We start from the raw sequence: 23431 nt of genomic DNA on the forward strand, positions 1-23431 counted from the left end.
ACATCTCGATTATAAAGAATATCACACATTTTTCAATTAAATGATACATTTTTGTAGGATGAAAAAGATATCACTCCTCCTTTTATTAATGGTGCCGATCATCATGTTCGGTCAGGGAAAAAATGTGATGACACCGGAATTACTCTGGTCGTTAGGTAAAGTAGCAACTTTAGGCAGCAGCCCTGATGGTAAAACACTTTTCTATAAAATAGGTAAAACTGATTTGATCACTGAAAAAACAAGCAACGAATACTTCCTTCTGAATCTTGACAATAGTCAGCAAACAAAGACCGATCTATTGGGTGACAAGACTTTCGTGCAATGGGATAAAAACGGCATTTATGCCACAAAAGGAGCAGAACTTTTCTTAAGTGCTGATAACGGGAAGACCTGGAAAACAGTCTCAGCACAATTGCAGGATGCTGAAAATGTAGTTGTTTCTCCTGATGGTTTATGGGTTGCATTTTCTAAAACGATCAGTTTCTCTAAAATTTTAGGTAAAGAAATCTATAATGACGTCCCAAACAGTACCGCACAGGTTTATACCGATTTGAACATTCGTCATTGGGACACTTGGAATGAAGGGAAAGTTTCCCATGTTTTCATTGCCAGCATCAATAATCCAGGTATGCCCATTCGCGACCTCTTACAGGATGAACCTTATGATGCTCCTCAGAAACCATTTGGTGGCGCAGAAGATTTCATCTTTAGTCCCGACAGTAAAACTATCCTATACGTTTGTAAAAAGAAAGTAGGTAAAGCCTATGCCCTAAGCACCAACACGGATATCTATGCTTATCATATAGAAGATGCAAAAACGACTAACATTACCGAAGGTATGATGGGCTATGATGTGGCTCCTGCTTTTAGCAAAGATGGTAAAAAGCTTGCCTGGTTAAGCATGAGACGCGATGGTTATGAATCAGATAAGAATGACATCGTGGTAATGGATTGGGCTAGCAAAGTTAAAATGAACGTTACTGCTGCATGGGACGAAACTGTTGATGGCGGCTTCTCATGGAGTACCAACAGCGACCATATTTTCTTTAATGCTGCAATTAAAGGAACAAAACAATTGTTTTCGCTGAAGGTTCCGGTAAACCTTATGGTTCGTATGTTGCCTCCGGTTACACAAATTACTAAAGGTACTTTTGACATTACAGGTATTCCTGCACAATATAGAAATCAGTTAATCGTATCTCGTACAGATATGAATCATGCCACAGAATTATTCAATATCGATTTGAAGACTGCTAGTATGAAAGCCATTACGCATGCAAATGATGCGAACTATGCGAATATTGCCATGAGTGATACTAAACTGCGCATGGTGAAAACGACTGATGGCAAAGAAATGGGTGTATGGGTAGTGTATCCACCAAACTTCGATCCTACTAAAAAATATCCGACATTATTGTATTGCCAAGGTGGCCCAGAATCTGCTTTAACCCAGTTTTATAGTGTGCGCTGGAATTTTCAATTGATGGCTGCAAATGGTTATATTGTTGTTGCGCCCAATCGCCGTGGTATGCCAGGATGGGGCGTTGAATGGAATGAAGCTATCGCGAAAGATTGGGGTGGACAACCCATGCAAGATTACCTTTCGGCTATTGATGACGTATCAAAAGAAAGCTATGTTGACAAAGACAGATTGGGTTGTGTAGGCGCAAGTTATGGTGGCTATAGCGTATATATGTTGGCTGGTATCCACAATAATCGTTTCAAAACCTTTATTGCCCATGATGGTTTGTTTGATATGAAAAGCTGGTACGGTACAACCGAAGAATTATGGTTTGCTAATTTTGATTTAGGTGGTAATTATTGGAGCAATCCTGTGCCTAAAAGCTATACCGAATTCAACCCTTCTAATTATATCAGTAAATGGAATACACCAATAATGGTTATTCAGGGTGGTATAGATTTTCGTGTTCCTATTGAGCAAGGATTGGAAGCTTTTCAAGCTGCACAATTGAAAGGCATCAAAAGTAAATTATTATATCTGCCAAATGAGAATCACTGGGTATTACATGCACACAATGGACTGGTATGGCAAAGAGAATTTTTTAGTTGGCTGAAAGAAACCTTGTAGGGTTTATTATTATTTACCCAGCCCCATTTGAGTCATATAGGTTTGATTGTCCCAAAAAAGGGATTCTTCTACCATGAGACCGTTTTTCCAATGGCCCACGGTGCACATGGGTATCGAAAAGGATTTACCTGTTGGCTGAATAAATTTACCGCCACCGATGGGCATGGGTTTGGTAAAGGTGCCGGTCATCACCCCTGTCACACAGGTCCATTCGCCACTACCAAATCTGATCGGATGTATTTTTATATTGGTATTGGGTGCATAAACGAACATAGCTTTCATATCTTCAATATGCCTTTCCAGACCAGTAGTATGATGACCGTCCGGCCAGTTAACAATAATGTCCTTTGAATGTGTTTCATGGAACCTGACCCACTGCTGCTGGCTAAAAACAACAAAATCTAGAGTATCGAATTTCACAAGATGTTTGTTGACCGAATCGTTACCGGCAGTTAAATCCTTGATCTGCTTGCGAAGCGAATCAATAGTGCTTACACTAGCCAATGTGTTTCCGCTGTTGCTGCAACTGTCTAAAATAAATAAGATTGTTAAGGCTGTTAATGTAATAACAATTAATGATCTTGTTTTCATTGTATATAATTTAAGATTAACAATTATGATAATCCATTACACTTGCAATCATCATTTCATGACGAAGGGCATAATTAGCACAAGAACAATTGTGTAAACTGATTGTTTTTAAATTTAAAAAAGAAAATTTTATATGTAGAAAGGGCTATAACATTTTAGTTATTGCTTAATCTTTGCCTACCCACCCTATAAGTGTAAAGTTATTTCTACTCTGTTTTGTAAGTTCTCAGGTAAATTGATAAAAATTACCGGTGTAAATTTATTATCTTCTTTCTAATTTAACTAAACCTTGTCTTGTAGCTAAATACAAATTTCCCTCTTTGTCGAATGTCATTGATGAAATATATGATGTTGATATTGTGGAGTTATTGCTATGATAATTTTCCCAGCCATCATTTAAATCGTATCTGACTAATCCGGCTCTATCTGTAGATATCCAAAGGACCTTCTCCTTTCTATCGTATAAAACCTTAGTTGTATGGTTAAAAGGCATTCCTGAATTGGAAGTTGTAAATTGTTTTATTGAACCATCTATATATCTTATAGCAATTCCTTCATCGTTATTTATCTGCCTGGGTACTTTTCTATCAAACTCATAAAGAGAAAAATATAGATTGCCTTTTTCATCTTCGTCCATTGAAGTTATACATTTACCTTTTAATACTGTTTCAGTATCATTAAAACTTATTGCTTTTCCTGATTCATCAATCATAGTGGAACCACTAAAAGTGCCAATCCAAATTCTGTTTTTAGAATCCCGTTTGGCAAACGTAACTCTGTTTGAGGGAAGTTCTTTAACTTTATCTTGGTTTATAATAGACCAATTATCCTTCTTATAAATAATGAGACCTTTGTCAGTGCAAAAGAAAACCTCTCCAGTTTCTGGGTTGTTGATAATTTCATACGCACCATCGATTCCAATAATTTTGGGATCATGCTTTACCCAGCTTTTATCATCATAGCTATATATGTTCTTATCAACATAAACCCATTTAACATTGTTATTGTCAGTTCCAATAGATCGATAGAAACTAAGGCCTTTTTGCCCTGCATTATAAAAAGTCTTTCCGTCAAATGTTACCAGATCGTCACCAGCAGTTAACCAAAGTAGTCCATTTTTATCGATAGTAATGTTATCATTAGTATTGTCTGGCAAATTTGAATTATCCGACTTCCAAACTGTAATCTTATAATTCTTTAAATTTTCATTTTTGTAAACATAATTCTTGTTATATATCTCCGGACTATTTGGGCGGTCAAATGATTTTTTGAAAGCAGCTATATTAACCCTTTCTATTTTTCCTGATATTTGATTTACCTTTCTGGAGAAAACGAAGGTTTCATTAATGGAGAAAATAAGGTTAATAGATGTTCTTCCTTCCTTTTTATTTGCGGTAACTGCAGGGGTCCATTTATTAAAATTATTTAATTGTTTGATAATTTGTTGTGTAATTGGATTATTAGATTGGTCTGTATGGCTCAATACACATCCCCGACCGTTAGAATCAATTAAAACCTGAAATTTAATAGCTCCATTAATGCCAGTAAGATTTAACGATTTATTTAATTTCTCTTGTAATTCAGCAAAACCCGCTTCATTATAAGAAGCCTTAACATCTCCGCAATCAAGGCAAAATCTATCTGTTTTACAGTTTTCTAATTTTACTGGGAAGAGGTTTTGTGCTTGAACTCTTAAGGAAAAAACAGTTACAATCAGTATAAGTATATATTTAAGCATCAGGTGTGCTCTTAAGTATGGAGCGATCATTTTTTGTGAGTTATAGACAAATATATAAAACTTTTAAACTTATGTTATATGGGATAAAAGGATCCGTAAATTTCCAATGTTTCTATTTCCTTCTAAAAAGTATTATCTTCAAAGCCTTAAACAATCTGATGAAAAACGCATTCTCCGCAATTACTGTTTTACTGGCATTTAGCTTACCACTTGTTGTGAATGCCCAGCTTGACCTCAGCTCTCTTGTCGAAACAAACCGCCTCCCTGAAGGGATGCCAAAGATTGTTAAATGGCTGGACATCGGTATGTCTAAGGTCAATATATCGGGACTTCAAAAATCCGATTCTCAAAGGGGCGACCAGAAATTCTTAAGCTTCCAAAAAACCGGAGCACTCCCTTTGACCACAAATTTTCCCTTAACAGGTATTACCCTTTCTCAATCTGGAACTCCAAGCTTAAATTTTCCCAGGATCGGGAAGTCTAAAACCATTTCATTAACCTACTCTTATGAAATGCAGGCTTATTTTGCCTACTCCCCTGACAGATTCGTTTATAACGACAGGCAATATGCATTCATTTTGGCCTGCAACGTAATGCGCCTTGATGACACCCAAATACTGGCCCAGACTTTCAACTTTCTACTCGAAGGAAATTCTAATCAAAAAGCTTATGAGTTTATCAAACGCATTAATAGTGTAAATAAGACAACGCTAACCGTTCCACCAGGCGAACTTGACATAAACAAATTGACTATACTATTATATAATCAATTTACGAGGGGAAAGCTAATGGAAGTAATGTTCCGCACCTTCATACTAGGGAAAGACAACAAAGCTACCGATCGGCAACTCAACCTCTTTTTTAGAAGCATGGGTAATTTCAGAAATGATGAAGTTAACAGGAAATTAGAGGACATGAACGACCCGAAGATCAATATCAATATGGGGGAAATCTCCAGACTTTTGCTACCATCTAAATGGGCAAGTCCGCTAGCCACAAAACCCGTGGATAGTCTTGTAGCCTTCGAATTTCAATACGCAACGGCAAACTTTACATTAGCCCAAAAGAAACTTACCCTTGCTTTCAACGGCAAGTCCAATCAACCCGGCAAGTTCACAGATGGTAGAGAGTTCCGCTTTGATCAGAAAAAAGGCATGGGAACCTGGCAATCTATTTACAAACCAAGTGAGGGAATCACTCTTTCCGAACTCTCGATAGAGCTTTCAGAAACCGGTATTCAAATTCTTGGCCGCAGTGCTAATGACCGTCAGTTTTTGCTACAGTCCATCACCTGGCCCAAGGACTTTGAAAAAGCCAATCTTTATTTATGGAAAGAGAATCCTTAAAAAAGCAATAATGAGGTTCTGACTTTCTGCTATGGTCAAAAGAACTGGTGAAACATTCAGCGACATGAAATGAAATTAACCTCGCAAAATCTTCTCCATCTTTCTGCCCTTAGCCAATTCATCAACCATTTTATCTAAATAGCGAACTTGCTGCGTCAAAGGATCCTCAATATCTTCTATACGATACCCACAGATGACTCCTGTAATGAGCTGCGAATTGGGATATAACGAAGCCACTTGGAAGAACTTTTCAAAAGTTACTTTTTCTTCAATTAACGCTTGTAGTCTTTCGCTATCAAAGCCAGTTAATCAGGCTATAACCTGATGCAATTCATCTTTTGTTCTACCTTTCTTCTCCACTTTTGTGAGGTACATCGGATAGACCGAAGCAAAGGTCATTTTAGGTATTTTAATACTAATCTCCTGTATTAATACTTGCTAAGGAATACAAAATTAACGACAATATAACCTACTCTTTGATAAAATTCAGGAATTAAAATCAAATACCCGCCGATCCTCATTAACATTCACGATTCAGAGGGCAATTCTTTGAAGTGCTGATATGGAAGGAAGATTATCCATACAAGGAACCAAATAGGAACATGCTATGATTTGATGAAAGCCAAAAGGTCCTTATTTATGGTAGTGGCTTCTGTTGTTGGCATTCCATGAGGGAAACCCGGATAGGAAATCAATTTTCCATTTTTCAAAAGCTTTACAGCCATTGCTCCGGTAATTGGAAATGGAACAATCTGGTCGTCTTCCCCATGCATCACAAGTACAGGAATATCCACATTTTTAAGATCTTCGGTAAAATCTGTTTCTGAAAAAGCCTTTATACAATCCACATGTGCTTTTACTCCACCCATCATTCCCTGACGCCACCAATTGTACCTAATTCCTTGCGATATTTTTGCTCCATCGCGGTTATATCCATAAAACGGAAGGGTAAAGTCCATAAAATATTGTGCTCTATGTAATGCTGTTCCTTCCCGTATTTCATCAAATACAGTCAAAGGAATACCCTCCGGATTATTTGCTGTCTGCACCATGATCGGAGTAACAGCACTAATCAGTACTGCTTTAGCTACGCGGCCTTTACCATATTTGGCTACATAGCGGATCACCTCACCACCTCCCGTAGAATGACCAATATGAATCGCGCTCTTTAGATCCAGTGCCTGGGTCAATTCAGCTACGTCGGCTGCATAAGTATCCATATCATGTCCATTTAGCGTTTGGCTAGATCTCCCATGTCCCCTGCGATCGTGGGCAATTACTCTGAATCCCTGTTCCAGGAAAAACATCATTTGTCCATCCCAATCATCACTTGATAAAGGCCAGCCATGATGAAAAAAAAGAGGCTGACCAGTTCCCCAGTCCTTGTAATAAATTTTGGTTCCGTCTTTTACTTTGATTGTACTCATTTCTATTGATTTTATAGAGGAAAATTCCTTTCCTCAGCACAACAAATAAATTGGACAACAGGTTTTTATGAAGATTAATTTGATTTAGAGATTAATATTAGTCTGATAAACAATTGTAAAAACAAGTATGTTACTATCTATCAAATATGGGTCAAATTTAAAATCCTATGATCATGAAAAAACAAGAAAACAAAACCGGACGTTATCTATTGATGACGCTCGCAATGCTCTTTATCGCCTGGTCAACGTCATTCGCACAGATTAAGAATGTGGTACTTGTACACGGAGCATTCGCTGATGGCTCAGGTTGGAAAGGCGTTTACTCCATCCTTGTAAAAAAAGGTTACCATGTGACTGTCTTGCAGGAGCCGATGACCTCTTTAGAGGATGATGTCAAAAACTTACGCCACGAATTGGATCGGCTGGACGGTCCGTGTATCCTGGTCGGCCATTCTTATGGTGGAGCAGTCATCACAGAAGGAGGATACCATCCCAAAGTTGCAGGTCTGGTTTATGTCGCCGCCTTCCAGCCTGATCAAGGTGAGTCTGATCTCACATTATTCCAATCAGCACCTGTTGCACCCGAAAATGCCATATTGCCACCAGACAATGCAGGCGTTGTTTACATTGACAGGGCCAGATATCATGCCAGTTTCTGTGCAGACATTCCAAAAGCCGAGGCTGAGTTTATGGCTGATGCTCAAGGGCAATTCGCCGGAAAGGCTTTCGCCACTCCTATAACTGATCCGGCATGGAAGCACCTTCCGTCTTATGCCTGTGTTGCAACGGATGACAAAATGATCAACCCCGTAATCCAGCGCAGGATATATGAGCGTTCCAAATCCAAAACCACAGAGATCAAAGGCAGCCATTGCATTTTCATATCTCAACCACAGGCAGTAGCTGCCTGGATCATTAAAGCAGCAACGGAATTATCGGCAAAAAATTAATTAAAAGAGGCCGTCTCATAAGTAAAATTATGGGGTGGTTTTTTCCTATCAACCGGAAGTACAAACGAGGAGGTACTTTCTGACCAGAACCTCAATCCTTGTTATTCATCAAAAAAATAAGAAAATGAGCAAAATAACAACAATAATAGTTGCCATGTTTTTTAGCATTCCAGCTATTGCACAAACCATTAATCCTGCAACGCCCCCCAAAGGCTTTGTCCACAAATATGCAACTGTAAACGGTATAAAAATTCATTATGTAACTGGCGGAAAAGGTGAGCCTCTATTATTAATTCATGGGTTTGGGCAAAACTGGTTTATGTGGAACAGGATCATGCCAGAGCTTTCCAGGCACTTTACCATTATAGCCCCCGATCTGCCTGGCGTTGGTGAATCCGGCAAACCCAAAGATGGTTATGATAAAAAAACAATGGCCAGGGATATTCATGAATTGATGAGACAATTAGGTTATACGAATATTAATCTTGCGGGTCATGATATTGGATTGATGGTTGCTTACGCCTATGCTGCACAATATGGTAATGAAGTAAAGCGGATTGCTCTATTAGATGCGCTAATCCCAGGTATTGAACCGGTGTGGTCTGATTTGTACCACAAACTTTGGTGGTTTGGTTTTTTTGCAAGACCCATTGCTGGAGACCTTGTAAAAGGGAAAGCAGGAGAATTTCTTAAAGACTTCTGGCCACAGGTTGGTTATGTGAAAGACCCATTTACAAAACAAGAAAGCACTGAATTTATAAGAGCTTATTCGACCCCCGGTGCAACAACCGGCAGCTTTTCCTGGTTTGGTGCATTTCCTCAGGATGCCAAAGACAATCTTGAATTCAGTAAGCACAAACTTGAAATGCCGCTGTTGGCTATGGGTGCTGAGTATTCTGCGGCCTCCTATTTTGGAGACCATTGCAGACTCGTTGCAAACGATGTTACAGAAGTTGTCATCAAGGGATCCGGCCATTGGATAGTACAAGAAGGTACTGACCAAGTTTTAAAGGGCTTGCAAGATTTTTTTGAAAAGTAAAATATAATTTAAACCCGCAGGCTGTTCCTGCTAATAACTAAAACCATGTATTTCGCTAAAATTTTAAACCGAACAATTTCCCCGAAATTTCAATTCTGCCTTATAATTGGATTAAAAATAAATATTATATCAGCAAATGCTCAGTCAGATAAAAATGGGCAGCTGCGCATGACACATCAGGAAATTATGAATGCAAAGACAACCGGGACAAAAGCTCCCGGATCTTCTAACTTAGGTGCCGTACAGGAAATCGTCATTCATGGGGATCCTTCCAAACCAGGTCTTTATACCATTTTATTAAAAGTGGCTGCCAATACGAAAATCTCTGCACATCATCATCCCGATGATCGGGTAGGTACTGTAGTGTCTGGGACCTGGTATTTCGGATACGGTGATAAATTTGATAAAGACAAATTAAAAAAACTACCGGTTGGAAGTGTTTACTCGGAAGTTCAAAAGCAAAATCATTTTGCAATGACAGGGAACATCCCGGTTATTGTTGAGATCACAGGATATGGCCCTTCGGGAGTAACTTTTGTAAACCCAAAAGATGATCCGAAAAGATAGTGTATTTTATTTATGTATTCTATGTTTTTATTTCTTCCTTGTAAACAATTGTCATTATGTAAATGATAATTTACCTGACCCAATTGGGTTGAATTTTATTGCCATGCCCTTATAAAGTCGTTAGCAACTATACTTGTAAAAATAGAGCTGTGTTGATTTGCTTTATTTTTTTGCCCTTACTACTGTACAACCAATTGCTTTTGTAGAGATAACTGTTAAGGCTTTGCCAGCATTCAGTTCATTTATTGCATCTTCAATATAGTGGGTGCGGGTTGTATTTACCTCCTGCGGATCATCATCCAATGCTCCGGTATACTCAATTACAAGCCCTTTATCAGTTTTCTTGACAAGGAAAAAGTGAGGCGTTTTGGCTGCGCCATAAAGATTAGTTATTTTCTGCCCCGGATCAAACAAGTATGGAAAAGTATATTTCTTTGATGCCGCTCTTTCCTTCATTTTTTCAAAGCTGTTCCCTTTTGAAAGTTCAGGATCGTTCGGATTAACTGCAATCACAGGATAGCCAAAGGGTGTTGATTTCGCATTTAGGGCAATGATCCGTTGCTCATAAGCCTGTGCATATGGGCAGGTATTGCACGTAAAGACAACAACAAAGCCTTTGGCTTTTGGAAAATCGTCGAAGCCGACTATTTTGCCATCTACGTTTTTAAGTTTAATATCAGGAGCTGTAGTGCCAGCTGTTAGCGTCTTGATCTGCGCTGTAGCAGAGAACGACAAAAATGTCAGCAAGATAATAATGTAATTTTTCATAGCTATTTTATTTGTTGATAGGTATTAATTAATTCTTGAAAGGTGAATTCCTGCTCTTTAAATATACGTTTACTCTTTACTTTATTGATGAATAATGTAGCTGGTAAAGCACCTGACCAGTCTTTATCTATTCGTTCAATGTATGCCTGCTGATTATTTTCATTTAGTAGATATACTTCATTTTTTAGTTTCAGACTCTTTACAATGGGAACAACAGTACTGGTAAGTTTGGATTTAAAATCCAGGCTGATCAGCAGGACTTTTACTTTATCTTTTCTAGTGGTCTGACTCAGCTTTTCGAAGTAAGGTAATTCCTTCAGGCAAGGAGCACACCAACTCGCCCAGAAATTAATCACATACACGGTATCCCCACCCTTTGTGATCCGCTGATCTAGTTGATCCAAAGTAAGCAGTTTCACCGTCTGACCCATTACTGTAAATGAGCAAAAGGTAATTATCATTAGTAGAAATACAATTTGTAATTTCCTCATATACAAAGCTATTTAGAAAATTTGAAGATTCCGAAAGCATTTAACTTTAACGAACAAGCGTTAAACTTCCCTTTTGTAAACCACAGCCCCTTTTAAGATCAATAATATAATAATAGGTGCCAATTGGTAAATCGCTACCATTCCATCGGCCATTAAATGGAATTTTATATCCTGTAGATTCAAATACCTTATTTCCATAACGATTATAAATGCTTACTGTAGCTTCAGGATAGTTCTGCATTCCCGGTATTACCCACTGATCGTTTACACCATCGTTATTGGGAGAAAGTGCATTAGCGAGCTTGCCTATGCCGTCATTTTCTATAGTAACCTTGCAGCTTGAAGCCAGACTTTCGCAACTACCCTGCCGTAGCACCACGCTAAAACGCTGGCTTTCTCCAACATTTACTTTAAATGTGCCTGTATTATTTTGATCGACAACGCTTCCTCCTTCGTTGTAAAGCAGGTATTTCCCATTCACCGGCTGTAAAACCTGAATCAGTGCATCTCCGGCGGCGCAGATTTTTAAATCGTTTATTACTGGAGCAGGCAGGGTTCCACTTTCATTATTAATGGTATAAGAAATGGTTTGTCTGCTGCAAGCCAGTGCATCTCCTACAGTAAGTTGGTATACACCTGCTTTTATTCCATCCAATATAGCTCCTGATCCTAGTACACGCCCGCCAACATCTTTCCATTCATAAAAATAAGGGAGCTGCCCACCGCTCAAACCAGGTGCTCTAATCCTGCCCTTTCCCATGCCGCATTCGTCGTTTTGTATGTTTTCAAACCCTCTGTTAATTGTAACCCCAACCAGATTGCCAATGCTGTACTGCTGTAAAAAATGTTCACAACCCAGATCATCAATGACATAAAGGTTGTAAGGCCCGGCTCCTTGATTTTCTAATATCCGGGAATTCCCCACAATTATACCTGCATTATTCTTCCAAAAGCAGGAAACAGGCTGGTCATTGGTGAATATGGCTTCTATTTTTCCATTGTCTAAACCACAGCTAGCAGGTGTGCTAATTTTTGTAGTTGCATAATTCCGGGTGGATTGAGCCAGTTCAATAATGAGTTCTTCGCTGGTTTTATTGCATACTGCGTTGGAAGCAACCAAACGATATTTGCCAGCTGGCATATCTGTTAAGTTTAATGAACTGGCAACAACAGTACCACCTGCATCCAACCATTCAAAATCGGTTGCACCAGTTACGGTAATACCTGTAATACTACCATTGCTATTATTGCAGCTGGCTTTATTTTGAATTTTATTGATTGTATTAATGGTAATACCATTGATTTCATGTACAATTATGGGCGACGATACCATAGCCGGACATGCACTCTCGTCTTTCACTTCAAGGGTATACAGTCCGGCAGATACGCTTAAGAGCTCTTTATCAGATCCTACCACTGCCCCCGCAGCATCTCTCCACTTGTAGCTTAAGGTTCCTGATCCGGTAACCTGTATGTTTTTAATATAACCTGTTGGTGTATTACATGAGCTACCTTTAATATTGGGTGTTGATTGGTCAATACTGGGGCCGGCAGCATTCACCAGCACATAAGGACCAAAATCCCTAACACATCCAGTTGGGCCGGTAAGCCGTAAAGTATAAGCACCTGGAGGCACACCAATTAACTCTCTGCTTGTCCCCTTTACTTCATCATTTTCATTCAGCCATTGTATAGTCGAAAAATAATTTGGAAAGAGACTTAGGATAGATCCTGGATTTCCACAGGATGGATGGATCAGTTGGGCTGTTGCGTTAAAAGACAGTTGTGGCCTATGATCTTCTACAATGACCCATTCTGATTCTATAATACAGCCAAACTGATTTGCTCTTAACTTGTATTTACCTGCTGCCAGGTTCTCCAAATCATGAGTATTCCCTACTACTTCTTCTGCTTCATTTAACCATTCTACCTTATCCGCATTGACAGTAAAGGCACCTTGAATTTTGCCTTTGTTACCTTCGCAGGTTTGATGCGTTATTTTAAATATCGGTTCATTATAAGGAAACATATATATCCTTGGGTCGGAAAATTCGGAAGTGACCTGGTTTACTGTCGCCGAGGCCATCACGGACACACCTGATTCAATTATTCCATCGTACCTCCAGTTGCCTAATGGACTGGCGATTACTGTAGCAAAATAGCGCTTTGGTTGGCAATTGGTGCATTCGGGGTCGGTATAATACAGTTCAACCCTGGCGCCTGGTTTTGTCGTCCCCGCAACATAAGTTGCTGTTTTTTCTTTTAATAATACCTCCAGGGGTTTGTTAAAAGGCCCAGTATTACTATATAAAAAAGGTATTCCCGGATTACAATATAAAATATTATGGCTCAACTCTACAGTTGATGAAACCTCAGCAGAAATAGCAAACTGCTGTTTCGGATAAACTGGAAAAGCGCTGGTATTGGTGATCACATTGCCTTCGGCTGTTGAGGAACCGCCAACCAGAACCCTTCCTTTCACATAGTAAAAGCGAATAGCCTCAGATTGGATGGGCAAACTTGTATCTCGGTTACGCGAAGTGCCAAAGAAATTACGACTTACCCTGATGTTGCAATTATTAAGTCCCCGGAACCCTAAACCTGCACCATATACATTGTCGGTAACCTCAATATTTACAAATCCGGTATGATTTAAGTTGGCATCGGCCCAAAAGCTATGGACAATAGAATTCCGGCTTACAGTTACTCCAGGGCGCTCAGCATTCATATTTGCAGTAAAGATATTATTCTTGACCAGTACAGATACATTTTGCGTAACCAACTCATTTATATCGGCAAAGTTGACTTCAACCGAGCCATAGATTAGATTCCCTTCTTCGGTTGTATCGCCCCCAATAATTACGTTATGATTTCTTTTGGAAAATATTCCAGTTAAAACGGTAGTAGCAATATCCAACCCGTTTTCTTTTATTCCAAAGAAGTTATTCTTCAAAGTCAAGTTTATTATCTGATTACGCGAATTAACATTTCTCCAATCCATATTAATCCCGTAAATATTATAAATTACATTTCCTTTTCCAGGAGCACCAATGGTCACATTCTTATTGATCCCGGAGAAATCCAAAGCCACAATACTCGTAGGTGATCCTATAAATGTATATAAGAAATTTTTGATCACCATACCGTAAAGTTCAAATCTATCTACACCATTAATACTAAAAAGATGATAATTATGCTGTGAATAAACAGTATAACTTCCATCTATAATCACCTTTGCATGATTAACAGAGGCTTCCTGCCCGGGTTGTGTAGATGCGTCAATTACAATGTCGGATGTGATTTCGGGAAGTTCTGATAAAATGCTTATGGTATGATCATCAATAGAATTTCCTGGCATATTAAAATTGATGTAATCAACTTCAGCATTACCATTGGCTGCCGCTTTTGTTAAAGCCTCTCTTAAAGTCCCCGCTCCATTATCTGCATTGCTAGTTACTACAAATATCTCTGAAAAAGCTAAATAGCTTTGGAATAGTAGAATAAATATGAGGATTAATCTTAATTTCAATCTGAAAGCGTTAAATATAAATTGACGACTAATTTAGCATTTTTAATCATAAACCGATTTATCTGCATATGTAACAAACGGACTCAGATAGATAAAACTTTCTGTAGGGGTATCCTTTTGCAAATCATAGTTAAACAGTTTGTAAATTTTTGATCCAAGGTCATCTATAGTTATTTTTCGTTCCGGCCATGTTTTAGCATGATAATGAGCTACAATGAATCCGAAAGGAATAACTATGGTTGCTCGTTTTACTTTAGACATAAACACTGCGTAGTTAATTTTTCGCAGGAAATTATGGTCCGGCAAAATCGTATTTGCGATACTGTCATTAACAACTATACTTGTAACAATAGAGCTGTCTTTTACTTTTTTTACTGCTATTTGAATTGCAAAGGTGTATAGCGCAATGGAATCTTTCAGTAAGTCTGTTTTGGAATTGTCCATATACTCTTTACGTATATTATCAATCACTGCTTGCCTATTGCTATTTTGAGCAAAAGAGATGTGAGTCATCACTAGAAGGAGAAAAAATGTCAGTGTCTTTTTTATGTGCATATAATTGGTGGCTGTAGTTTCTATATTATTTACTAAATGGTAATTAGTTTTACCCACCTATTATCACAGTAACACACCCCAGTAAAATCGTACCTCCATGGGCACAATTATCGCCCATCCTCGCGGCTGGCATACCTCCTATCATTACAGTAGCAGAACCTGTAACGATAGTGTCTGGTGGCCCAACACACGTGCACTTATCGCCAACAACTGCTGCCGGCAATGCCCCTATCAATACAGTTGGCACGCAAGGCCCAATGATCGGTCCTCCAACGTGAGGTATAGACATTGATCCCGGTGTTGACATTGGGCATACATGCAAATCTGTTAATCTTGCTGCTGGAGGCATAAAATAGTTTTTCCTTGTAAACAAATTAATTGATTATAACCATTGCTCCTTTTACAGTTACCTGCCCTGAAGCCGAAAGTTCGGCTGTTGCATTGCCTTTGGCTGTAAAAGCCACATCAGCTTTGGCTTCTATATTTGGTCCCTTCATCTTAATTCCCGATTTGCCTTCAATAGCAAGTACAGTACCGGCATTGATTTCGATACCTGCAGCAGCACTCAGTACAAGTTTATCCGCAGATTCTATGGAAATGCCATTATCAGACAGAACTATTTTGCTGCCTGAAGCAGAAAATGTAAGACTTTTCTTTTCATCATCAAAAACGATTTTTATATCAGACCTGCTTACCAGGCTCCTGATATGATTTTCGTCTGCAAGCTGGTGACTCGCTTTTTTATTACTGCTGTATAAGCTACCCAACACTACAGCATGACAGGGATCATCATTAAAGAAACCTAACACGACCTCATCTCCTATATCCGGTATAAAAAAAGCACCATGTGTATCACCTGCCCAGAAAGTGGCCAGCCTGGCCCAGATCCTATTATCTATAGCATTTAGCAAAGGGATTTCTACCTGTATCCTGCCTTCACCGGCTGGATCGTTTTCAATGCTCAGCACCTTGCCCACATGAAGTCCATGAGTACCAGGTAGTAAATCAGAAACTGGCGCTCTTGATACCTGATTCTGACCTGCATTGTTTAAATGGCCAATCCCCATAGTAGCTGTAGTGTACCAGTTGCCTTCGGCTATTTCATGTACAACACCTCCAATGTAAGCATTGCCATCAAAGCGAGCACCTAGTCCCTTCAATTCAATCATAGATCCGGGTACGACAAAAGTACCTTGAAACTTTATAGTTCCCTTATACCTGTTGATGGCAGACTTGAACCATTGTGCATCAGCCCATGATTTTAAAGCCTGTTCAGCTGCCGTAGTGGTTTGTAATAACATGTTTTGTTGATGGGTTTCAGCTAATTTTGCAGGTGTTATATTTCCCTGACTATTTACTGCCGGAATATCTCCGGATACAGCAATGATCTGCTGTTCTGCAGAATCCCAGGCCACTGCATCAACAGATATAGTTTGAGTAGTGGAGTCTAATGTACCATTAAAAGCAAGTATATCTGAACCATAGCTTAATGTTATTACACTCGAAGAACCTACATCAGGTTTAATGACTTGGATAGATCTCCCGTCAGAAATGACAACCATTCCACTGGCATCTGCCCTGGAAAGTAGGAAATCCCAATCGCTACAATAATATTGGATTAGAGATTCATTATTGGTAAATGTAGGAGCTACAGTAATATTGACCAAAGGATATTGAGCCAATATCTGCCTGATGATATCATCATCTTTCATTTCCCTGAAAACGTTATTTTTACGGCTTAGTGTTGCAGGAAAAACATAGTCACGGCACTCAATACACAATGTAGGCCTTGCATTCTGGTTTATTTGGAGGCTTTGTGAGGTAACTACTCCTTCATAAATTGTTTTATCTTCGCCATGATACCCTACATCGATCCTAATTTCCTTCCCTGGAATAAAGACATCGCCTTCCATTTCAGGTGCAGGGGTAATATCCATTTGATCTATATCAATTACCAATTTGGCACTACCGATATGATTGATTTCTTTATGCACATAAATTGAGATCACTCTAAAACTAGTATTGATTGGAATACCATTACTATAAATATTAAAGGTAACCATGCTTGTGGTTTTGCTATGTGAAGGTTTGATCATTTTATACTCATTTTAGAAACATCAATCTGTTTATAGCTGGACAATAGATTAGCGTAAAGTTAACGAAATTTATTGTTTAAGTTAAAGATTGAGTTTATGTCCCGGCAAGTTTTTTTCCATTCGGCCAAGATACCAGATACATCGGAACGAACTATATTTGAAGATTCCGTACCATTTTGACCACTTCTATTATGGTGTCGGAATTATAGAATAGGCTTTTATCAAATAAAGCGAAAATTAAATTTATATTTATAGTAAAAATTATTTAATTGCATATGTGCCTAAACGCATGAAATATATTACATTAATCAATTTATGACCCCAAAAACTTTATGGCAGATTCTAATTAAAGTAATGGGAATTTGGCTTATTTTCGAAGGATTAGCATTTATTCCTCAGGTATTAACTTCACTTGTATTCCTCTATAACCAATCTTCAAATCAGAATGTATTTATTATTCTGAGCCTATCAGTAGTTACTGTTGCTTTCTATTTTTTTATTTTATGGAGTTTTTTGTTCAGAACCGATAACATTATAAGGTTGCTTAGACTTGAAAAAGGCTTCACTGAAGAAACTATTTCTTTCAATATCCACCGCTCTAACGTACTAAAGATAATTGTGATTTTAATTGGTGGACTGATTATTATAGATAGTTTACCTCAATTATTTAGGCAAAGTCTTTCGTTTTTTCGATATACTGGCTTCTCTATTCAGAATCCAGCATCCAGTTTATTTGCATTTTACCTTGTTAAACTTTTCATAGGTGTTTTCTTGGTTTCTTGCAGTCGACTAATTGTTAATCTAATAGAACGTCAACGACTAAAATAACCTATTTCTTGGTGATTGTATATTTCAACAAAAGTGGGATTCCGCAAGGTTGCCATTTCTCATGGGAAGTAGAAATTAAAAAATTATTAATTATATTTCGTACGCTAAACAAATATAAATCCATGGGCGTACTCCTCCTTCTTGTAGGCTTACTTATTCTAACATATAATATGACCATTAAAACCACCCAAAGTAGGATTTTCACCCAGAAAGGCAGCCATCTCACTTTACGTTTATAGTGGCGCCCCAGGTCAGGATGAACTGCTCAAACAACTGGGAAAGTTCAAGATGGGAAAAGGTTGTATCTATGTGAAAAAACTGTCTGATATTCATACAGAAGTACTTAAAGAATTAATCAGCGGAACTATTGATTTTCTTCAGGCCAAATGGGGCAAACAGTAAGCCAGCTGATAACAGCATAAACACGATAAATAAAAGAGAGCTAATTTTCGTCTGTTTTATTATCTACAAAACCAACTCATACCTTACCGATCTACCCGCTCCATTTTGTTCAAAAACGCCCAATTCGTGAAGGTCTTGCAGATCTCTTGTTGCTGTAGCTTTAGATGTTTTAGTAATGGCTATATATTTCTTAGCTGTCATACCGCCTTCAAAACCAGTAATGCCGTTTTCTAGCATACGTTGAATAGCTTTAAACTGGCGTTCGAAGATCATCTGAGCAAAATAATTTACCCAATCTGTAATATCTAAACTCCTTTGTGCGCACTTCAATTGATTATAATATTGCTTTTTATCTTGTTCTATTATTTTCGACATGGAAAGCAATGCAAAAACTTGAAGAGGAAATTCGTAAAAGACGTCAACAAAATTAGATAACTAACAATATCTTAGAATAAATGATTTATAGAGGAAGTATAATAAAAAATGAGCCGATTAACTAAAATAATCGGCTCAAAAATCAAAACTGTTATAAAATACCGATCTACGCTATATTTTTATAGATCATTTTCTAAACTAACAATACCCCGAATAGACTCATCAAGCTCATTTGTAATGGATTTAAACATATGGAACAATTTTTTATTTGTTTCATTTAACCCCTCAGGTTCAACCAAATCAATTAAGCCCAATAGGTTGGCCACAGGCTTCCTGACTTGATGGGACTGCAAAACTTTGATCTGATCAAGTTCTTTGTTACGTCCTCTCAACTCACGCTCATTTCGTTTGCGTTCAGTAATATCAAAACGAACAGAGTAATAATACAGGATGTTATTATTTTTATCCTTTTCGGGGATTATAAAAGTATCAACCCAATAATAAGTTCCATTCTTCGCCTTGTTCTTAATCTCTCCACGCCAGGTTTCACCTGATGAAATAGTTTTCCATAAATCTATAAAAAATGATCTAGGATGGTAGTTAGCGTTAATGATACGATGATTTGAGCCCAATAACTCTTCTCTTTTAAATCCTGAAATGAGACAGAATTTATCATTAACATAAATGATCCTGCCACTTCTGCCGGTAATTGCAACAATACTTAACTTATCTAGTAAATTATAATAAAATTCCGAATGAATCATAATGAACTTGTAATAACTGATTAACTTCCTCTATAAGTCGAATACCCATAAGGAGAAAGTGTGATAGGCACATGATAATGCATATCCCCCGAAATTTTAAATATAACTTCAATGTAGGGATAGAATGTTTCCGTTTTTTTCTGTTTGAAATATGCTTCAGTATAAAAGGTCAATTTATAGACTCCTTTGTTGCTTTCTGAAAGAGGCAGAAAATCATTGATCCTGCCGTTATCATCAGTAAACCTGACGCCCATATCTTCCCAGGAAGATTTATCCGGTATTAGTTTTTGGAGCTTTACCTCTACATGTGCTGCAGGTTGACCCGCACCAATATCGAGGATATGGCTTGACAGTTGAAACTTTAAGCTCTGTGAATAACAGAGCGTAGAAAGGAATAAATTTAAAAAAATAAAAACTACTTTTTTCATTATTAATTTAGCTATAAATGTCGGTTGCATTGCAATCAATAGTTGGAATCCGACCGCAATAATTACTGGTTAAAGATAGCTGGATTCGTCTAGTTCTAAATTGTAGTTTTTATTCCAAATCTTGTAGTATTCATTCACTACTAACCGACTAAGTTTTTAAAAGGTAATCAATTCGATTTACACTCCTTACCTTTCCAATCAGAAAACGGAATGGAATACACTTTACGGCTTTATGTTATTGGTCAAAACCGAACTTTCGGAAAAGAACAGCACCACGCCCGAAATGGATAACCGTTTCTTTATTGAGTCCTAAATTCTGTGGGAGTGATCTCTGTCTGGCTTTTAAAAAAGTTAGAAAAATAGGCGTGATCTACAAAACCGAGTTCAAATGCAATTTCCTTAATCGAAAGATCCGTTGATTGGAGCATACGTTTGGCTTCCAGCAATACACGTTGCTGGATCAGCTGTGTGGCCGATACATTCAGATTTTTCTTGCAAAGGATATTGAGGTAGTTGGCAGATATATTGAGCTTCGAGGCGTAAAAGGCTACAAGCCTCTCTTCTTTAAAAAATTGGTCTATAAGCAAATTGAATTTTGCAAGTCTTGGGTTCGACTGGAACACTTTAGCCTCAGTGAAGATACCCTCGGCGGCCTTGCTCACGATTGCCGCAATGACCGCAGCCCGTGCACTGATAATGTCCTGAAGTGAATGTTCCGCTTCCAGCTCATCTTTGATAGCATCAAATTCATATTTGAGCAGATTGAAACTATTATCCGTTAGTGGAATTACTGGATGGTTTATATAATTCGTAAACGAGAAACGGAAATAGGGTGCAAAACGCTCAAAGAAGCCCCTATCGATCATCAACTGATATCCGGTTGTATCGGGTTCAATATCCCATTTATGCACCTGATCGGGGAACAATACATGTACCTGTTTGTTGCCTATCGCATAATCCTGAAAGTCTATATTATGTACACCTTTGGCACTGTCAAACAATACAATAATAAAAAAGTCATGTTTGTGTGGTTTATCAATATGTCTTTCCCCGTGAAGTTCATTATAAAGCAACTCTTTTCTTCCAGCTGTTTGCCCCTTTCTGAACTCCTGGATACCAATAACAGGTACGTACATTTTCTCATCATTTACGCTCATAGTCTAAAACATATTCTTTTACATTTTGAGATGTTAGGGAAATTAAAAAAAATGAATTAACGAGCAATTTCCAACCCGTTAATTCATATACAACATCTATGAATCGATTACTTCGGTTCCTTATGTGTGGTCGATGTATGTATAATATCGAAATATACAGTTTTATCGTCGTTATTTGGATAGATTCTGTACGTAAATTCGTCTTTTGTCAATACTGATTTGTTTTAATACTTTCATCTTATTTAATATTTGTTTCAGCAAAATTAGATGTTGGAACATCCAATCATTTGCTCTTTTCATCCCGTTACTTGAAAAATTTATAACTAAGCACAATCTCTCCTTTGTGGATAAGCGATTTTACAGGAGAAATTCGGGATACCACTTCTGCCGAACAACTTGCTTCGACAAATACCATATCCGCATCATCTCCCACCTTCGGCCATTGTTGGTTTCCGTTATCATCCAATGGCAATTTATAGCGGGTAGCAAAAGCCAGTGTTCTTGACAATTGCCATTCGGTTCCATAGCCGTAGAGCTCGGCGATAAGGTTCGCTTTTTGAAGCATATTACCCGAACCGAAAGTATTCCAATGGTCTTGAATGTTATCGTTTCCTACCAAAACTTCCACACCATATTTTCTAAGGATAGGAATAGGCATTATAATCCCTCCAAAAGGTACGGAAGAAACAATACCTACACCTGCATGGGCAAGCTTTTCTGCTATTTTTTCCGCCTCGGAATTGCTAAGGCGACTAAGCGCAAATGCGTGACTTATGAAAGCTTTACCACGTAATTGTGGATTTTCTAGTGTTCTATCAATTAGAAATTCTATCGTTTTAATACCACTTTCTCCCATTTCGTGCAAATGCACATCGACACCTTTGTTGTTGTCGACAGCCAATTGTACGATTGCGCCCATTGCCTTTTCAATACTGCCATCTAACGAATAAGGATCTACACCTCCGATAAAACTTACAGCATCCATTTGTGCTACATCTTTTAAAAGCGGAAGCGTGTCCGTATAAAATAAGCCGTGCTGTGGAAATGCTACCAACTCTGCATCTACCGTCGCCTTTTTGTTCTGCAATGCTGTTTCCAGATGCTTCAATGATTCCAGACCAGAGGTTGGATCAACATTGAAATGTGAACGGATAAAATCCGTACCATAGGCCTGTAGAAAATCGATCATTTTTTCGGTCCGTTCTACAGAAGTTTTCAGCCATTCGGGGATCATTTTTTGCTCATAAGCGATCATGTCCTTAACCGTTTTCCTTTTTGCAGATACAGCTTGCCAAGGCAACCCGAACAACATTTTGTCCAAATGGGCGTGCATGTCCTTAAAGGCTGGCAACATAAGATGTCCTTTGGCATCTATCCCTGTAATATTCGGATCATTAGGTTTGATGCTCTTTATCTTACCGTTTTCTACTTCAACACAGAACAGATCTGTTTTTGTTTTTATGACTTCATTACTATTGTATTCAAAGCCCGTTTCGAGCAATACATTTTTTAAAATATAGGTTTTGTTTTCCATTTTTAATTTGATAAAATTTTTACTATTTCACTAAAACCGCGACTTTTAGCATGTTGCAGCGGTGTGATGCCATCATGGTCAGGGATCTGAAGATTTGCCCCTCCGTCTTTAAGTATCTGTACTATTTCCTGATATTTTTTGGTGCCATTACCCAATACAATTGCCTCCATCAAACCTGTCCATCCCAAGCGGTTTACATGGTCTATCGGATAGCCTTTTGTATTGACCAATAGTCTTACCGTTTCAATGTGTCCGCGCTCGCAGGCAGGAATTAATGCGCTGCCATTATACCTATTAAATAGGTCGAAACGAGCCCCATGCGCCAGAAATAATCTGACCAGTTCGGTCTGTCCGCTTGCTCCGGCATATAGAAATGGGCTATCCTGGTTATTGGCCTGTGCATTCACATCAGCTCCTTTTTCTACAAGAAGTTTTGCCATTGCCTCTTGCTTATTGATGGTTGCCAATAATAACAGATTTCGTTTATTCTTATCCTGTGTATTCACATCTGCACCATTTTTAAGTGCTTTTTTTACCGCCTCAATATCGTTACTATTGACCAGTTCGATGATATTTTGCTCTTGCATAACTTTTTCTTTTGTTGATGGAAGGTCCTTTGCCCCACAAGAGGTAAATACACCTATTGATAATAAAACCAATAATATTCTCATGTTCATTATTTATTGTTGACTGATTACTGCAACAAAGTTCGACATGTTACCTCCCAAATCTTTGCAGAATATATCGCAATGCTTGA

The 23431-nt window shown here is 38.2% G+C and carries 22 protein-coding genes and 1 pseudogene; 6 read left to right on the forward strand and 17 right to left on the reverse strand.

Annotated elements, in window-relative coordinates; all coding sequences use genetic code 11:
* The first annotated feature begins 58 nt into the window (after positions 1 to 58).
* Complete coding sequence (locus tag P0Y49_10695) at positions 59 to 2089, forward strand: S9 family peptidase (protein WEK21605.1); 2031 nt, start codon at positions 59 to 61, stop codon at positions 2087 to 2089.
* 9 nt (positions 2090 to 2098) lie between these two features.
* On the opposite strand, the gene P0Y49_10700 is transcribed toward P0Y49_10695, so the two are convergent.
* Positions 2099 to 2680 (reverse strand): ester cyclase, encoded by a 582-nt coding sequence (locus P0Y49_10700; protein ID WEK21606.1) that lies wholly within the window; start codon positions 2678 to 2680, stop codon positions 2099 to 2101.
* Between the two features lie 262 nt (positions 2681 to 2942).
* Complete coding sequence (locus tag P0Y49_10705) at positions 2943 to 4448, reverse strand: two-component regulator propeller domain-containing protein (protein WEK21607.1); 1506 nt, start codon at positions 4446 to 4448, stop codon at positions 2943 to 2945.
* A 128-nt stretch (positions 4449 to 4576) separates the two neighbouring features.
* Between P0Y49_10705 and P0Y49_10710 the strand changes: the two genes are divergently transcribed.
* A complete protein-coding gene (locus P0Y49_10710) occupies positions 4577 to 5764 on the forward strand; it encodes a hypothetical protein (GenBank protein WEK21608.1) in 1188 nt (395 codons plus the stop codon).
* 75 nt (positions 5765 to 5839) lie between these two features.
* Here the strand turns inward: P0Y49_10710 and P0Y49_10715 are convergent.
* Positions 5840 to 6163, reverse strand: a pseudogene (locus P0Y49_10715) (DUF2200 domain-containing protein).
* Between the two features lie 206 nt (positions 6164 to 6369).
* On the reverse strand, positions 6370 to 7191 hold the full coding sequence (locus P0Y49_10720; protein WEK21609.1) for an alpha/beta hydrolase: 822 nt from the start codon (positions 7189 to 7191) through the stop codon (positions 6370 to 6372).
* A gap of 173 nt (positions 7192 to 7364) precedes the next feature.
* Between P0Y49_10720 and P0Y49_10725 the strand changes: the two genes are divergently transcribed.
* The 3 genes from P0Y49_10725 to P0Y49_10735 all read left to right on the forward strand — a co-directional run bounded on the left by P0Y49_10725 (position 7365) and on the right by P0Y49_10735 (position 9747).
* Entirely contained in the window at positions 7365 to 8141 is a 777-nt protein-coding gene (locus P0Y49_10725) for an alpha/beta hydrolase (protein ID WEK21610.1), read from the forward strand.
* A gap of 124 nt (positions 8142 to 8265) precedes the next feature.
* Entirely contained in the window at positions 8266 to 9180 is a 915-nt protein-coding gene (locus tag P0Y49_10730; protein WEK21611.1) for an alpha/beta hydrolase, read from the forward strand.
* 168 nt (positions 9181 to 9348) lie between these two features.
* Positions 9349 to 9747 carry a cupin domain-containing protein gene (locus P0Y49_10735; GenBank protein ID WEK21612.1) on the forward strand — a complete coding sequence of 133 codons (399 nt, stop codon included), beginning with the start codon at positions 9349 to 9351 and terminating at the stop codon, positions 9745 to 9747.
* Positions 9748 to 9909: 162 nt separating this feature from the next.
* Here the strand turns inward: P0Y49_10735 and P0Y49_10740 are convergent, their stop codons facing one another.
* From P0Y49_10740 to vgrG, 6 genes are all read right to left on the reverse strand, one after another.
* Positions 9910 to 10515, reverse strand: coding sequence for a thioredoxin family protein (locus P0Y49_10740; protein WEK21613.1), 606 nt, complete (start codon positions 10513 to 10515; stop codon positions 9910 to 9912).
* A 2-nt stretch (positions 10516 to 10517) separates the two neighbouring features.
* Positions 10518 to 11006 (reverse strand): TlpA disulfide reductase family protein, encoded by a 489-nt coding sequence (locus P0Y49_10745; GenBank protein ID WEK21614.1) that lies wholly within the window; start codon positions 11004 to 11006, stop codon positions 10518 to 10520.
* Between the two features lie 46 nt (positions 11007 to 11052).
* A complete protein-coding gene (locus P0Y49_10750; GenBank protein ID WEK21615.1) occupies positions 11053 to 14535 on the reverse strand; it encodes a gliding motility-associated C-terminal domain-containing protein in 3483 nt (1160 codons plus the stop codon).
* A 42-nt stretch (positions 14536 to 14577) separates the two neighbouring features.
* A complete protein-coding gene (locus P0Y49_10755; GenBank protein ID WEK21616.1) occupies positions 14578 to 15048 on the reverse strand; it encodes a hypothetical protein in 471 nt (156 codons plus the stop codon).
* A 91-nt stretch (positions 15049 to 15139) separates the two neighbouring features.
* Positions 15140 to 15379, reverse strand: a complete 240-nt coding sequence (locus tag P0Y49_10760) for a PAAR domain-containing protein (protein WEK21617.1) — start codon at positions 15377 to 15379, stop codon at positions 15140 to 15142.
* Between the two features lie 85 nt (positions 15380 to 15464).
* A complete protein-coding gene (gene vgrG, locus P0Y49_10765; protein WEK21618.1) occupies positions 15465 to 17186 on the reverse strand; it encodes a type VI secretion system tip protein VgrG in 1722 nt (573 codons plus the stop codon).
* 1047 nt (positions 17187 to 18233) lie between these two features.
* Here vgrG and P0Y49_10770 point away from each other — a divergent pair.
* Positions 18234 to 18416, forward strand: coding sequence for a hypothetical protein (locus tag P0Y49_10770; GenBank protein WEK21789.1), 183 nt, complete (start codon positions 18234 to 18236; stop codon positions 18414 to 18416).
* A gap of 63 nt (positions 18417 to 18479) precedes the next feature.
* Here the strand turns inward: P0Y49_10770 and P0Y49_10775 are convergent, their stop codons facing one another.
* The 7 genes from P0Y49_10775 to P0Y49_10805 form a co-directional block, all read right to left on the reverse strand.
* The gene (locus P0Y49_10775) at positions 18480 to 18791 is read right to left on the reverse strand and encodes a hypothetical protein (GenBank protein ID WEK21619.1); all 312 of its coding nucleotides are present in this window, start codon (positions 18789 to 18791) and stop codon (positions 18480 to 18482) included.
* A 179-nt stretch (positions 18792 to 18970) separates the two neighbouring features.
* Positions 18971 to 19555, reverse strand: coding sequence for a PAS domain S-box protein (locus P0Y49_10780; protein WEK21620.1), 585 nt, complete (start codon positions 19553 to 19555; stop codon positions 18971 to 18973).
* Between the two features lie 20 nt (positions 19556 to 19575).
* A complete protein-coding gene (gene uraH / locus P0Y49_10785) occupies positions 19576 to 19983 on the reverse strand; it encodes a hydroxyisourate hydrolase (GenBank protein ID WEK21621.1) in 408 nt (135 codons plus the stop codon).
* Between the two features lie 299 nt (positions 19984 to 20282).
* The gene (locus P0Y49_10790) at positions 20283 to 21140 is read right to left on the reverse strand and encodes a helix-turn-helix domain-containing protein (protein ID WEK21622.1); all 858 of its coding nucleotides are present in this window, start codon (positions 21138 to 21140) and stop codon (positions 20283 to 20285) included.
* A 107-nt stretch (positions 21141 to 21247) separates the two neighbouring features.
* Positions 21248 to 21352, reverse strand: coding sequence for a DUF4822 domain-containing protein (locus tag P0Y49_10795; GenBank protein WEK21623.1), 105 nt, complete (start codon positions 21350 to 21352; stop codon positions 21248 to 21250).
* 92 nt (positions 21353 to 21444) lie between these two features.
* On the reverse strand, positions 21445 to 22674 hold the full coding sequence (locus P0Y49_10800; GenBank protein WEK21624.1) for an amidohydrolase: 1230 nt from the start codon (positions 22672 to 22674) through the stop codon (positions 21445 to 21447).
* A gap of 2 nt (positions 22675 to 22676) precedes the next feature.
* Positions 22677 to 23351: an ankyrin repeat domain-containing protein gene (locus P0Y49_10805; GenBank protein WEK21625.1), complete on the reverse strand. Its 675-nt coding sequence runs from the start codon at positions 23349 to 23351 to the stop codon at positions 22677 to 22679.
* Between the last annotated feature and the right edge of the window lie 80 nt (positions 23352 to 23431).

The organism is Candidatus Pedobacter colombiensis, assembly GCA_029202485.1.
GTDB classification, from domain to species: Bacteria; Bacteroidota; Bacteroidia; order Sphingobacteriales; family Sphingobacteriaceae; genus Pedobacter; species Pedobacter colombiensis.

Bases quoted from the DNA above. Each gene is read 5' to 3' on its own strand.
- P0Y49_10755 (WEK21616.1), bottom strand. From the start codon at position 15,048: ATGACTCACATCTCTTTTGCTCAAAATAGCAATAGGCAAGCAGTGATT.
- P0Y49_10705 (WEK21607.1), bottom strand. From the start codon at position 4,448: ATGATCGCTCCATACTTAAGAGCACACCTGATGCTTAAATATATACTT.
- P0Y49_10700 (WEK21606.1), bottom strand. From the start codon at position 2,680: ATGAAAACAAGATCATTAATTGTTATTACATTAACAGCCTTAACAATC.
- P0Y49_10805 (WEK21625.1), bottom strand. From the start codon at position 23,351: ATGAACATGAGAATATTATTGGTTTTATTATCAATAGGTGTATTTACC.
- P0Y49_10730 (WEK21611.1), top strand. From the start codon at position 8,266: ATGAGCAAAATAACAACAATAATAGTTGCCATGTTTTTTAGCATTCCA.
- P0Y49_10775 (WEK21619.1), bottom strand. From the start codon at position 18,791: ATGTCGAAAATAATAGAACAAGATAAAAAGCAATATTATAATCAATTG.
- P0Y49_10800 (WEK21624.1), bottom strand. From the start codon at position 22,674: ATGGAAAACAAAACCTATATTTTAAAAAATGTATTGCTCGAAACGGGC.
- vgrG (WEK21618.1), bottom strand. From the start codon at position 17,186: ATGATCAAACCTTCACATAGCAAAACCACAAGCATGGTTACCTTTAAT.
- P0Y49_10780 (WEK21620.1), bottom strand. From the start codon at position 19,555: ATGATTCATTCGGAATTTTATTATAATTTACTAGATAAGTTAAGTATT.
- P0Y49_10735 (WEK21612.1), top strand. From the start codon at position 9,349: ATGACACATCAGGAAATTATGAATGCAAAGACAACCGGGACAAAAGCT.
- P0Y49_10740 (WEK21613.1), bottom strand. From the start codon at position 10,515: ATGAAAAATTACATTATTATCTTGCTGACATTTTTGTCGTTCTCTGCT.
- P0Y49_10760 (WEK21617.1), bottom strand. From the start codon at position 15,379: ATGTCTATACCTCACGTTGGAGGACCGATCATTGGGCCTTGCGTGCCA.
- P0Y49_10695 (WEK21605.1), top strand. From the start codon at position 59: ATGAAAAAGATATCACTCCTCCTTTTATTAATGGTGCCGATCATCATG.
- P0Y49_10725 (WEK21610.1), top strand. From the start codon at position 7,365: ATGAAAAAACAAGAAAACAAAACCGGACGTTATCTATTGATGACGCTC.
- P0Y49_10745 (WEK21614.1), bottom strand. From the start codon at position 11,006: ATGAGGAAATTACAAATTGTATTTCTACTAATGATAATTACCTTTTGC.
- P0Y49_10790 (WEK21622.1), bottom strand. From the start codon at position 21,140: ATGAGCGTAAATGATGAGAAAATGTACGTACCTGTTATTGGTATCCAG.
- P0Y49_10720 (WEK21609.1), bottom strand. From the start codon at position 7,191: ATGAGTACAATCAAAGTAAAAGACGGAACCAAAATTTATTACAAGGAC.
- P0Y49_10710 (WEK21608.1), top strand. From the start codon at position 4,577: ATGAAAAACGCATTCTCCGCAATTACTGTTTTACTGGCATTTAGCTTA.
- uraH (WEK21621.1), bottom strand. From the start codon at position 19,983: ATGAAAAAAGTAGTTTTTATTTTTTTAAATTTATTCCTTTCTACGCTC.